This window comes from Brucella grignonensis, assembly GCF_002252505.1.
In the GTDB taxonomy this organism is placed as follows: Bacteria; Pseudomonadota; Alphaproteobacteria; order Rhizobiales; family Rhizobiaceae; genus Brucella; species Brucella grignonensis.
In genome coordinates, this window is the sequence record NZ_NNRL01000164.1 from 249684 (window position 1) to 262282 (window position 12599).

The window sequence follows — 12599 nt, forward strand, 5'->3', positions numbered from 1 at the left end:
CGCATCAACAGATAGATTGTTCGGGAGTTGTTTTGTCGTTTTCAGTTTCTGTAGAGCGCCTGATTGAGCGCTGGCAGCATGAAGGACTTATTGATGCCGAAACGGCGTCGCGCCTGAATGTTGATCTCGAAAAACGTGGTCCCCGGTTCAGTCTTGGCTCGGTTCTCGCGACGCTTGGCGGATTGTTGCTGGGAGCAGCGGTCATCATGCTGGTTGCAGCCAACTGGCAGGATATGCCGCGTATTATGCGTATCGGCCTGATCTTTGTCCTGATCTGGGCGTGCTATCTTGGTGGGGCATGGCGACAGTCGCGTGGCGACAGGCTATTGCCGCAAGCGCTTTATATAATGGCGGCATCATCTTTTGGGGCCGGCATAGCGCTCGTTGGTCAGATGTATCATCTGTCGGGCGATGTGCACTCAGCAGCGCTCGTCTGGGCAGGCGGTGTTCTGGCATCGGCCTTCCTGTTGCGTTCGCCGGTGCTGACAGCCTTTGGTGCGGGCGTCGCGTGCTTCTATTTGTCTACATATGCTTTCAGCAATGAATATGCCGATCTCAGCTATCGCTGGATGGGGCCGTTGCTTGTTCTTGTTGGCGCAGGCGCTGCCCGTTTCACGCGATCCCGTCACGCCGCACATCTGTGGTGCCTGTTTGTCATGGGGTGGGCCGTTCTTCTTTATTCGGAAAACGAGAGCCACACGATTCTTGGTATAATGCTGGTCATCGGTATCGCACTGATGCTGGCGGATGCATTTGCACATGAAGTTCTTCAAAAGCTGACACGCTTCGCGCATCCTTTGGCTTCCTATGGCTTGCTGCTTGCGCTTTTGGCGCTTGGCATTCTTCAGGTCGATAAGATGCTTTCAACGATCTTTGACAAGAATATCACGCAGGATGTCGTTTATGGCATTCTCATTCTGGCCCTTTCGATTGGTTCGCTTGCCATATGCGGACGCGACAATGGCAGCTTGCGATCAATCGCTTATGCGGCCTTCTCGGTTGAAGTCCTTTATCTCGCCTTCGCAACCGTTGGATCGATGATCGGTACGTCTGGTTTCTTCCTGACAGCGGGCGTGCTGGTGCTACTGCTTGCGGCTTTTGTTCGTCGTATGGAGAGCAGGTTCGGGCGAAAGCGTTCAGTGGAGGTGCAGCCATGAGCCTATTGAAAAGCAAGTGGCTCTACGCGGGCGCGGTTGTTGCTGCAGTGCTGCAGACCGGCATTCTTTATGCAAGCATCGAAAAGCGGGCTTCGGTGCTGCGTTCTGGCCATGAGATCGTGCTGCAGACGCGACCGATCGATCCTCGCGATCTGATGCGTGGCGATTATGTGATCCTTGGCTATGATATTACATCGATTGACCGCAAGATTATTCAGGGAACACCGGCCGACGGGTCGCGTACTGTCTGTGTGGCGGTTAAGCCGAACGACAAAGGCATATGGAATATTTCTCGTGCGTCATTCACGCCGTTCACGGACCTGGCTTCTGATGAAGCGCAGATTCGTGGGCAGTCAACCTACGCTATCTCCGACTATCCGGATGCGACAATCAGTATGCGCTACGGCATAGAGCGCTATTACGTACCCGAAGGCGAGGGGCGTGCAATCGAGGATGGCCAGCGTGATCTGGAAATTACTGCGGTGGTTTCTGTCGATGATACGGGCACCGCTGTCATGAAAGCTTTGCGCGATAACGGCAAGCAACTTTACCAGGAGCCGCTCTATTAATATCGCCCTTGAAGAAAAGGGGCTTGGCTAAGGCGCCAAGATCGCTATATAGGGGCGGAAAGCACGAAAGCGCTTTGGCTTGAAAGAGCTGGCAAATCAATGCCGGTAAAACGGCTTTTTTCCTTTGAACCGGGAAAATTGAGTGATATAGAGACGCGCGCTTTCGAGAGGCGGTTCAATATCTGAGGCGAATTCAGTGCATTCGGTGGAGTGCACTTCGGTTCAGAGGCGGATATGGCGAAATTGGTAGACGCACCAGATTTAGGTTCTGGCGGGAGACCGTGGGGGTTCGAGTCCCTCTATCCGCACCAACTGCCTTAAGGCAAAAGAATTTCTCTCCCGCGACGAGGCATAAGCGCCGGTAACGGCGGGACAATGACAAGAAGTGAAGGTTTGAACATGCAGGTTACCGAAACGCTCAATGAAGGGCTGAAGCGCGAGATTAAAGTCGTGGTTCCGGCCGGAGATCTCGAAGCCAAGCTCTCTGAGCGGCTCGAAACCGCGCGTGGCCGCGCCAAGATCAACGGCTTCCGCCCAGGTAAGGTGCCAACTGCGCACCTGCGCAAGACCTACGGCAAGTCCTTCATGGCTGAGATCGTGAACGAAATCCTCAACGATTCGTCGCGTTCGATCCTTGCTGACCGCAACGAAAAGTCGGCAACGCAACCTGTCGTTTCGATGTCGGAAGACGAAAAAGAAGCTGAAAAGGTTCTCGACGGCAAGGCCGATTTCGTTTTCTCGCTGACCTACGAAGTTCTGCCAGCAATCGAAGTCAAGGACTTCTCAAAGATTGCTGTAACCCGTGAAGTTGTCGACATCGCTGATGAAGAAGTTGACGAACAGGTCAAGCGCATCGCTTCTTCGACCCGCACCTTTGAAGCAAAAAAGGGCAAGGCCGAAAATGAAGATCGCGTAACGATCGACTATCTCGGCAAGCTCGACGGCGAACCATTTGAAGGTGGCGCAGATACAGATGCGCAGCTCGTTCTCGGTTCGGGTCAGTTCATTCCAGGTTTTGAAGAACAGCTCATTGGCCTCAAGGCTGGCGACGAAAAGGTTGTCAACGTAACTTTCCCTGCTGAATACGGTGCAGCGCACCTCGCAGGCAAGGATGCAACCTTCGACATCACCGTTAAGGGTGTTGAAAAGGCTGGCGAACTCGTTCTCGACGACGAAACCGCAAAGAAGCTCGGCATCGAGTCACTTGAGCGTCTGCGTCAGGTTGTTCGCGAACAGATCGAAAGCCAGTATGGCCAGATCACCCGCCAGAAGGTAAAGCGTCAGATTCTCGACGCTCTCGATGGCGATTACCAGTTCGAAACCCCAGAAAAGCTTGTTGATGCAGAATTCAACAACATCTGGCAGCAGATCAATTTCGACCTGCAGCAGGCTGGCCGCACCTTCGAAGACGAAGAAACCACTGAAGAAGCCGCTCGCGAAGAATATCGCAAGCTTGCTGAGCGCCGCGTGCGCCTCGGTCTGGTTCTCTCCGAAATCGGTGAAAAGGCAGGCGTAGAAGTTTCTGAAGAAGAACTGCAGCGCGCTGTTTACGACCAGGTACGTCGCTACCCAGGTCAGGAAAAGGAAATCTACGAATTCCTGCGCAAGACGCCGGATGCCGTTGCTAATCTCCGCGCACCTATCTTCGAAGAAAAGGTCGTCGACCATCTGCTCGCAAACATCAACGTGACCGACAAGAAGGTCTCGAAGGAAGAGCTGACAGCTGAAGACGACGATGCAACTTCGGAAGCAAAGCCAGCCAAGAAGGCTGCTGCGAAGAAGAAGGCTGCACCTAAGAAGAAGGCAGAAGAAAAGTCTGACGAGGCTTAATTCTTCCTAGCTGAGAATCGATGAAAGGGCCGCGCATTGCGCGGCCTTTTCCGTTTCATCCGTTGATTTGAGTGGCCGAAAAGCTTGCATCCAATGGGGCTTTGCTCTAGCCAGTACTCAATCAGTTTTTAGCTCAATCAGAATATTTGCGAGCCAGCATGTCTCTTATCGATACGCGTATACCTGAACCTAAACGTTTCATTTCTGGCGCCACTGGCGACTGGGAAGTGGTTATCGGCATGGAAGTCCATGCGCAGGTTACGTCCGAATCCAAGCTGTTCTCCGGCGCATCAACATCGTTCGGCGCTGATCCGAATGCCAATGTGTCTCTGGTTGATGCCGCGATGCCCGGCATGTTGCCTGTCATCAATCTGGAATGCGTCAAGCAGGCTGTGCGCACGGGCATTGGTCTCAACGCGCAGATCAATCTGAAGTCGGTTTTCGACCGCAAGAACTACTTCTATCCCGATCTGCCGCAGGGCTATCAGATTTCGCAGTTCAAGCAGCCAATCGTCGGCGAAGGCAAGATTATGATTTCGGTCGGCCCTGACAATAAGGGCCAGTTCGAAGATGTGGAGATCGGCATTGAACGTCTGCATCTGGAACAGGATGCCGGCAAATCGCTGCACGACCAGCATCCAACGATGTCTTATGTGGACCTGAATCGTTCCGGCGTGGCGCTGATGGAAATCGTCTCCAAGCCTGATCTGCGTTCTTCAGATGAAGCCCGCGCTTATCTCACAAAGCTGCGCACAATTGTCCGCTATCTTGGCACTTGCGATGGCAACATGGACGAAGGCTCCATGCGCGCCGACGTGAACGTCTCTGTTCGGCGTCCGGGCGGTGAATTTGGCACACGCTGCGAAATCAAGAACGTGAATTCCATCCGTTTTGTTGGTCAGGCGATTGAGTATGAAGCACGTCGCCAGATTGCTATTCTGGAAGATGGTGGCTCTATCGATCAGGAAACCCGGCTGTTTGATCCGGTAAAGGGTGAAACCCGTTCGATGCGCTCGAAGGAAGAAGCGCATGACTACCGCTATTTCCCGGATCCTGACCTTCTGCCGCTTGAATTCGATCAGGCTTTTGTTGATGCGCTTGCCGCTGAATTGCCAGAACTGCCGGATGTCAAGAAAGACCGTCTGGTCGAAAAGCTCGGCATTTCGATCTATGACGCCTCGATTCTCGTTACGGAAAAGGCTATCGCCGATTATTATGAAGCGGTTTGTGATGGACGTGACGGCAAGGCAGCTGCAAACTGGGTTATCAACGATCTTCTTGGTGCGCTGAACAAGGCGGGCAAGGACATTGAAGAATCGCCCGTTTCACCAGCTCAGCTTGGCACGATCATCGATCTCATCAAGGACGGTACGATTTCCGGCAAGATCGCCAAGGAGCTGTTTGAAATCGTCTGGAATGAAGGCGGTGACCCGAAGAGCCTCATCGAAGAACGCGGCATGAAACAGGTTACCGACACTGGAGCGATTGAAAAGGCCGTTGACGATATTATCGCAGCCAACCCGGACAAGGTCGAGCAGGCCAAGGCCAAGCCAACCATGGCTGGCTGGTTCGTTGGGCAGGTCATGAAGGCAACGGGTGGCAAGGCCAATCCGCAGGCCGTCAATGATCTGGTCAAGTCCAAGCTTGGGATCGAAGAATAATGTGGGTTCGCAGCGCCAGTGAAGCCGATCTGAAGGCCGTGCATGAATTGCTGGTTTCAACCTGGCATGCGACCTTTGACGATATTCTTGGCCGGGAGATGGTGAATACCGTCACCGGTCAATGGCATTCCGTTGCAGCTTTGAAAGCCAATCTGAAGAAGCCATATTCGGAATTCATCGTTGCCGATAATGGCGCAGGCGGCATCGATGGAATGGCTTTTGCAAGCCAGACCGGAGAGGGCAAGGCTTCGCTTCATCAGCTCTATGTACGCCCTGACGCGCAGGTGCAGGGCATCGGAACCATGCTTCTGGCAGAAGTCGAAATGGCCTTTCCGGGCGTGAATACGATGCGGCTTGAAGTTATCGAGCGGAACGCAAAGTCTGTCCGCTTCTATGAGCGTAAGGGCTATGCTCAGGTTGGTCGGAGTGAAGATTGGGGCGATCCCAATTGCAAGGAACCGGTAATCATCATGGAGAAGTCTCTCGAAGGCTGGTCCATGTAGAATTTGTTTGTTGCTGCATCATACTCTTGTGACAGCGGCAACTTGCCCCTTGCCTTGGTCTTTCGATGGGGCCATAAGCGTTGAAAACCCGGCAGTTACTTTGCCTGTGGCAATAATGGATCTGGATAGGTCATGAAGAAATTTCTTACACAAGTCTTCACCTGGTGGAATGGCCAGACGCTCGGCACCCGCCTTCATACGTGGCGCAAGGGCGAGCGCGTAGGTGAAGACGAGTTCGGCAATGTCTACTATCAGGGTGGCAAGGACTCTGAAGGTCGCACACGCCGTTGGGTCATTTTCAATGGCTATGCAGAAGCAAGTGCAATTCCTCCGGGCTGGCATGGCTGGATGCATCACCGCGTTGACACACCGCCGAGCAAGGAAGATTACAAGCCACGCGACTGGCAGAAGCCACATTTGCAGAACCTCACAGGTTCGCCATTGGCTTACCGTCCGAAAGGCTCGATCGCTATTCCGGGCACGCAGCCTGCGGAGCGTCCGCGCGTGACTGGCGAATACGATGCCTGGACCCCTGGCAACTAAATATTGAAATTGTGGTCCGGCGTGGCATGTCACGCCGGATTTTTCATCTCCGATTGCCAGTTTGCAAAAGGTTTTGAGGATAGAGGCGCTGTGCCGGCGCTGTCGGTTCATTGCTGCTTGCAGCAGGGCAACGAATCGTCACATTTCATGCTTAGGAATTATTCCGGCTTTTTAATTCACCATTTTGATGCGGATATCCGTTTTGACGAAGCATTCTTCCAGTATGGCTGGTAATGGAAACAACTGGGTCAGCAAGGCGACGCAAGTCGCACTGATCGTGCTTCTTTCAAGCACAGGCAGCATTCACCTTGCTCAGGCCGAACGGATATCGAACCCCGTAGCCGAGTTTTCGGGACTGGATAAGATTACAGGTCGCATCACAAGTTTTGACGTTTACATCAACGAGACAGTACAGTTTGGTGCGCTGCAAGTGACGCCAAAAGTCTGTTATTCCCGCACTGAGAACGAAGCGCCGCGGACAGACAGTTTTGTCGAAGTTGATGAAATCACGCTGGACCGCAAGATCCGTCGTATTTTTACAGGCTGGATGTTTGCGGATAGCCCGGGTCTCAATGCCGTCGAACACCCGATTTATGACGTGTGGTTGAAGGACTGCAAACAGAAGTCCGACGTTCCGCCACCCGATCAGCGTAAATAATCGAGAGCACATCCCGAAAAGTGGGAACTGGTTTTCGGACCAGATGTGCGTAAACAAAAAGATGAAGTATGTTGAGAAGTGTAAAGCTGTCCTGACGGTGCAGTTTTAAATATACTGCTCAATACGTCATTCAGAATGTTGCGTTGCCCTGCAGCGCCTGCTCAAGCAGCACTTCGTATTTTTTACGCTTTACCTCAATGGCACCGAAGCGCTCCAGATGAGCGGTTGTGAACTGCGTATCGAGCAGGACAAACCCTTGCCGGTTCAGATGTTCAACCAGATAGGCGAGGCACACCTTTGAGGCATCGCGCTTACGTGTAAACATGCTCTCGCCAAAGAATGCGCGACCAAGCGTGACACCATAAAGCCCGCCGACGAGCTTGCCGTCATGCCATGCCTCAACAGTATGGCAATGTCCGGCTTCAAACAGCTTGCCATATGCTTCACGGATTGGCCCGTTGATCCAGGTACGCGCACGTTCACCGGAGCCGCTTGCGCAGCCGTCGATAACGCCCGCGAAATCACTATCGAGCCTGATCTCAAAAATAGCTTGTCGGATTGTTTTTTGCAGGCTCTTGGGGATGTGAAAGCCATCAAGCGGGATGATACCGCGTTTCTCAGGACGAACCCAGAATATCTCGGGATCATCTGCTTCTTCGGCCATCGGGAAAACCCCGGTGGCATAGGCCCGCAGGAGCAATTCCGGTTCGATTGTATGGTCGTCCGGGGGAGCTCCTGCGGTCACTTTATTTATGCACCCATGTTCTTATGTATTTGGAGTTTCTGACTGCTGAGCCAGATATTTTTCCAGCCAATGGATGTCATAATCACCATTGGCAATGTCCTGATTGGAAATCAGGTCCTGGAACAGAGGCAGGGTCGTCTTGACGCCATCGACCACGAACTCATCGAGTGCACGACGCAGACGCATCATGCATTCGACGCGATTGCGGCCGTGTACGATGAGCTTGCCGATCAGGCTGTCATAGTAAGGCGGGATGCGATAGCCGGAATAGACGCCCGAATCCACGCGAATACCGAGGCCACCCGGCGTATGGTAATGCGTGATAAGACCCGGCGATGGGGTAAAGTTACGCGGATCTTCTGCATTGATGCGGCATTCAATGGCATGGCCATGGAAGCGTACATCTTCCTGCTTGACCGAAAGGCCGAGACCAGCCGCAACACGGATCTGTTCGTGAACGAGATCAATGCCGGTGATGGCTTCGGTAACCGGATGCTCCACCTGCAGACGGGTGTTCATTTCGATGAAATAGAACTCGCCGTTTTCATAGAGGAACTCAATCGTGCCTGCACCGCGATAACCCATATCGGCAATAGCATTGGCGCAGATCATGCCGATCTTATCGCGTGCTTCCGCATTGAGCGCTGGCGAATTGGCTTCTTCCCAGACCTTCTGGTGACGACGCTGCAACGAGCAGTCGCGTTCGCCCAGATGGATTGCATTGCCTGCACCATCGCCCATGACCTGAACTTCGATGTGACGCGGCTTTTCGAGATACTTCTCGATATAGACTGCATCATCACCAAACGCAGCACCAGCTTCGGTACGTGCCGTTGCGAGGGCTACCGCCAGATCTTCTTCAGTCTTTGCGACCTTCATGCCGCGACCACCACCACCGGCGGACGCCTTGATGATGACCGGATAGCCGATTTCCTTTGCGATGCGCTTGGCTTCGTTTTCGTCGGTTACACCACCATCCGAACCCGGAACGACAGGAATACCAAGGCGCTTTGCAGTGCGCTTGGCTTCAATCTTGTCACCCATGACGCGGATATGCGAGGAGGTTGGTCCAATGAAGGTAATGCCATGTGCTTCGAGAATTTCAGCAAACTTGGCATTTTCCGAAAGGAAGCCGTAGCCCGGATGGATTGCATCCGCGCCGGTGATCTCGCAAGCGGCAACGATTTGATGAATATTCAGATAGCTGTCGCGTGATGGAGGTGGCCCAATGCATACGCTTTCGTCCGCAAGGCGAACATGCATCGCATCGGCATCTGCCGTGGAGTGAACTGCGACCGTCTTGATGCCCAGCTCTTTACAAGCCCTGAGCACGCGAAGAGCGATTTCGCCACGATTGGCTATGAGTATCTTTTGAAACATTGCGCTTTGCTGCCCGTTCATTGAATAAGCCGAAGTACTTCTGACCGAATAGTCGTCTTATTCGATCACGACGAGCGGCTCGCCGAATTCGACGGGCTGTGCGTCTTCAATCAGAATAGCCTTGACCGTACCGGCGCGGGGGGCGGCGATCTGGTTCATGGTCTTCATGGCTTCGATGATGAGAAGCGTCTGGCCTTCCTTAACCTGGGTGCCAACTTCGATGAAGTTGCGTGCGCCAGGAGCAGGGGCGAGATAGGCAGTACCGACCATTGGCGAAGGAACTGCATTCTTGCTGAGTTCTGCCTTGGTTGGCTCCGCGGCAACAGCAGCAGCGACAGGCGCAGCAGCTGCTACTGGTGCGGCCTGCATTACGGTGGCTGCAGCCTGAACCGTTACCTTGCGCGAAACGCGGATGCGCAGGTCGCCATGCTCGACTTCGATGTCGGTCAGGTCGGTTTCATTGAGGATATCCGCGAGATCGCGGATGGTTTCCTTGTCGATGACGGAAGTTTTGCTGGACATATCAGGCCCCTTTACGCTTGCCCGTTGTTTTCTTCTTCTTTGGCAATTGCCGCGAGTGCGCGCAGGCCGAGCAGGTATCCTTCCGCGCCAAAGCCGCAGATGACGCCTTTGGCGACTGCGGAGACATAGGAGTGATGCCGGAAAGCTTCACGCGCATGAATGTTCGACAGATGCACTTCCACGACCGTAACCTTGGCCGAACGGATTGCATCGTGAATAGCAACCGAAGTGTGGCTGTAAGCAGCTGGATTGATCAGAACATAGGCGTTCTTATCGCCTGCCTCCTGAATCCAGCTGACCAGATCACCTTCGTAATTGGTCTGGCGAAAATCGACCTCTAGATCGAGTTGTTCAGCCTCACGTTTGCAGCTCGCTTCGATATCGTCGAGCGTTGCCACACCGTATATGCCAGGCTCACGCTTCCCAAGAAGATTGAGATTGGGGCCGTTCAGAACAAAAACTGTTTTCACCATATTCGTCCGTGATCGATAACGGGCCTATTACGAAATTTCGATTACACTTCGCATTCCATATAGAGGGCTTGGATGCAAGTCGAAACCCTTTAATTCAATGCTAATGTTTCACTGCAGCGTTTTTCCCGCTATTCTTTGTGGAATGGACGCAATATGTGGCAAAAATAGTCATTAATCAGGTCTGATCTACAGATTGCGCCTTGTCGAAAATCAACAAGGCGCGATCTCGATCAGATCAGCTTTTATTGGCCGAGCGCGCCGCGGCGATTCTTTCAATCAGGCCTTCTGCACCGATTGCACCGGGAACAAGCTCGTTTCCAATGATGTAAGAAGGCGTACCAGTAATGTTGAGCTTTTGGGCGAGCTGATAGGTTTCCTGGAACGCGTTGGTGATTGCCGGATCCTTCATCTTCTCGCGAAGCTGCGCTTCATCAGCTCCGAGCTTCACCGCATCAGCAATCGCTGAAGCTTCCGTTGCGCGCTCCTGCGCACCGAGAAGAACTTCATGATATTCGGCATATTTCGCAGGCATCAGCGCTTTGAAGGCCTGTGCCACAATATGCGCGCGCATCGAGTCTGGTCCGAGGATCGGGAACTCCTTCATGACGAAGCGGACATTCGGATCGTTCTTGAGGATGGCTTCCATGTCTGGGAGCGCGCGCTTGCAGTAGCCGCAATTGTAATCGAAGAACTCATAAACGGTTACATCGCCGTTCGGATTGCCGAAGACTGCATCATGCGACGGATTGAAAAGCTGATCCTGACTTGAAGCAAGAATTCGCTTTACCTGTTCCTGAGCGGCTTCTGCCTGTTTGGTTTCGAGTGCGGTCTGTACTTCAACTATGATCTCAGGGTTCTGCAGCAGATAGTTGCGAACGATGTTTTCGACGGCCTGCTGGTTCATAGCTGGTGCTGCAGTCGTTTCAACAGGTGCGGCCGGGGGTGCGACTGGCGCTGGCTGATGTGACGTGCCTGCATAATAGCCGAGCGCAAGCGCAGCTGCACCGACGACAGCACCTCCGATGGAACCAAGAATGACGTTCTTCATAGCAATCACTTTCATACGTTCTGAAAACTCACTTAAAACACGCCCTGGTTGGCCTTTTAAGTGACTTACTTTTTAGCTTTGGCGTTGATGATATCCTGTGCACGCATCCAGTCCGGCGATCCGGATTTCATCTGTTTCTGCGCACGGATCGCAAAAATCTGAGCCTGTTGTAGTTTGCCGGAATAATAGTTCATATCGGCTGTGGCAAGGTCTGCACGCGCCATATCACCCGACTGACCATAGGCTTGGGCGAGATAGCCATATCCTCCCGGAAACTCCGGGTCGGATGCAATGCCGGCTTTAATCTCCTTGATTGCGGTCGGCATATTCGCTTTTGTTCCCGTCAACATCAACGCACGGCCATAGCTCATCCGAAGAAGCGGGGACTTGCGTGTGTCGAGTGAAACAGCGCGCTGGAAAGCCTTGGCTGCGTCCTGAGGATTGTTGGCTTTGATCAGAACTTCGCCCATCATTTCCTGAAAATATGGGTTCTTAGGCTGTTCTTTGATGAGTGCATCAAATTTAGGAAGCGCAGAACGCGCCGAGCCATTCAGATATGTTGTGATGGCGCTGCCATAACGGGCAGGCAGGCCGCCGGGATTGCCGCGGAACATACGCTGTAATGCGCCCATATTGTTGGAATAGGCTGCAATTTTTGCACGCGCCATATCATGTCTGAGCTGAAGAGCTGCCGAATCCGTCTTGTTGTAGTTGGGGCTTTTCTTGGCAAGCTCCTCCAGATTGGAAATACGCTCGCGCGGCAGCGGATGGCTGATGCGATACTGATCAATCTGCGTGCCCGACAGCGAAAGAGCGGAAGCAAAACGCTGGAACGTATCAAGCATGCCCTTCGTGGATTGACCGGTGGCATTGAGATAGTTCACAGCCAGTCGATCAGCGGTCATTTCTTCGGTTCGCTGATAGCTGAGCAGGCTGCGCATCGCCATTTCCGTGCTGCCCATGGCTATACCGCCACCAGCGCCTGCTGCGGCACCGCTGCCAGATGCAGCACCAGCAACGCCTGCGCCAACTCCCAGAAGCATGCCGATCACAGCCATTGTGCGTGCACGACTCAACTGTTCACGCAGGCGATCCTGATGTCCGCCAGCGATATGACCTGCTTCATGTGCGATTACGCCGATGATTTCATTGGGCGTTTCGGCCTGCATGATTGCGCCTGTATTGATGAAAATACGGCGGCCATCGACGAAAGCGTTGAAACTCTGGGAATTGACGAGAATAACGCGGACACCACGTCCGCCTAATCCGGCGACTTTGAGAATAGGGGCTGCATAGTCGGCGACAAGCGCTTCGATTTCAGCATCGCGGACGATGGGAACACCGCCGCCGCGCGATTGCGCCTGTGCAGGCAGAACGCCCGTAACGGCAACAGCAAGGGCTGCAAAGGCAGCAACTGAACGGCGCATCACATTCTGAAAAGAAAACGCTTTGGTCGTGAAAGTTGCAGTCATGCTCCCCATAGTGCTCCTCATCCTGCTCAAACGAAATA

General features: G+C 53.3%; 14 protein-coding genes and 1 tRNA gene. 9 read left to right on the plus strand and 6 right to left on the minus strand.

The window, feature by feature from the left end:
• The first annotated feature begins 32 nt into the window (after positions 1-32).
• The 9 genes from CEV33_RS19100 (at position 33) to CEV33_RS19140 (ending at position 6921) form a co-directional block, all read left to right on the plus strand.
• Positions 33-1157, plus strand: coding sequence for a DUF2157 domain-containing protein (locus CEV33_RS19100; protein ID WP_094541970.1), 1125 nt, complete (start codon positions 33-35; stop codon positions 1155-1157).
• Complete coding sequence (locus CEV33_RS19105; protein WP_094541971.1) at positions 1154-1726, plus strand: GDYXXLXY domain-containing protein; 573 nt, start codon at positions 1154-1156, stop codon at positions 1724-1726. The genes CEV33_RS19100 and CEV33_RS19105 overlap by 4 nt, the downstream gene beginning before the upstream one ends.
• A 228-nt stretch (positions 1727-1954) precedes the next feature.
• A tRNA-Leu gene (locus CEV33_RS19110) sits at positions 1955-2037 on the plus strand.
• Positions 2038-2125: 88 nt separating this feature from the next.
• Positions 2126-3556 (plus strand): trigger factor, encoded by a 1431-nt coding sequence (gene tig / locus CEV33_RS19115; protein ID WP_268875816.1) that lies wholly within the window; start codon positions 2126-2128, stop codon positions 3554-3556.
• Between the two features lie 158 nt (positions 3557-3714).
• A complete protein-coding gene (gene gatB / locus CEV33_RS19120; protein ID WP_094541973.1) occupies positions 3715-5217 on the plus strand; it encodes an Asp-tRNA(Asn)/Glu-tRNA(Gln) amidotransferase subunit GatB in 1503 nt (500 codons plus the stop codon).
• Positions 5217-5720 (plus strand): GNAT family N-acetyltransferase, encoded by a 504-nt coding sequence (locus CEV33_RS19125; RefSeq protein WP_094541974.1) that lies wholly within the window; start codon positions 5217-5219, stop codon positions 5718-5720. The genes gatB and CEV33_RS19125 overlap by 1 nt, the downstream gene beginning before the upstream one ends.
• A 132-nt stretch (positions 5721-5852) precedes the next feature.
• Positions 5853-6263: an NADH:ubiquinone oxidoreductase subunit NDUFA12 gene (locus CEV33_RS19130; protein WP_024896617.1), complete on the plus strand. Its 411-nt coding sequence runs from the start codon at positions 5853-5855 to the stop codon at positions 6261-6263.
• A gap of 3 nt (positions 6264-6266) precedes the next feature.
• The gene (locus CEV33_RS19135) at positions 6267-6497 is read left to right on the plus strand and encodes a hypothetical protein (protein ID WP_141211599.1); all 231 of its coding nucleotides are present in this window, start codon (positions 6267-6269) and stop codon (positions 6495-6497) included.
• Entirely contained in the window at positions 6451-6921 is a 471-nt protein-coding gene (locus tag CEV33_RS19140) for a DUF2155 domain-containing protein (RefSeq protein WP_094541976.1), read from the plus strand. Before CEV33_RS19135 ends, CEV33_RS19140 begins: the two co-directional genes overlap by 47 nt.
• A gap of 130 nt (positions 6922-7051) precedes the next feature.
• Here CEV33_RS19140 and aat read toward each other — a convergent pair whose 3' ends face one another.
• The 6 genes from aat to CEV33_RS19170 all read right to left on the minus strand — a co-directional run bounded on the left by aat (position 7052) and on the right by CEV33_RS19170 (position 12570).
• The gene (gene aat, locus CEV33_RS19145; protein WP_235818461.1) at positions 7052-7621 is read right to left on the minus strand and encodes a leucyl/phenylalanyl-tRNA--protein transferase; all 570 of its coding nucleotides are present in this window, start codon (positions 7619-7621) and stop codon (positions 7052-7054) included.
• Positions 7622-7687: 66 nt separating this feature from the next.
• Positions 7688-9046 (minus strand): acetyl-CoA carboxylase biotin carboxylase subunit, encoded by a 1359-nt coding sequence (gene accC, locus CEV33_RS19150; protein ID WP_094541978.1) that lies wholly within the window; start codon positions 9044-9046, stop codon positions 7688-7690.
• A 57-nt stretch (positions 9047-9103) separates the two neighbouring features.
• Positions 9104-9568, minus strand: coding sequence for an acetyl-CoA carboxylase biotin carboxyl carrier protein (accB, locus tag CEV33_RS19155; RefSeq protein WP_094541979.1), 465 nt, complete (start codon positions 9566-9568; stop codon positions 9104-9106).
• Positions 9569-9579: 11 nt separating this feature from the next.
• Positions 9580-10041, minus strand: a complete 462-nt coding sequence (gene aroQ / locus CEV33_RS19160; RefSeq protein WP_094541980.1) for a type II 3-dehydroquinate dehydratase — start codon at positions 10039-10041, stop codon at positions 9580-9582.
• A 235-nt stretch (positions 10042-10276) separates the two neighbouring features.
• Positions 10277-11089 carry a DsbA family protein gene (locus CEV33_RS19165; protein ID WP_094542085.1) on the minus strand — a complete coding sequence of 271 codons (813 nt, stop codon included), beginning with the start codon at positions 11087-11089 and terminating at the stop codon, positions 10277-10279.
• Positions 11090-11154: 65 nt separating this feature from the next.
• Positions 11155-12570: a M48 family metalloprotease gene (locus CEV33_RS19170; RefSeq protein ID WP_094541981.1), complete on the minus strand. Its 1416-nt coding sequence runs from the start codon at positions 12568-12570 to the stop codon at positions 11155-11157.
• Positions 12571-12599 lie beyond the last annotated feature (29 nt).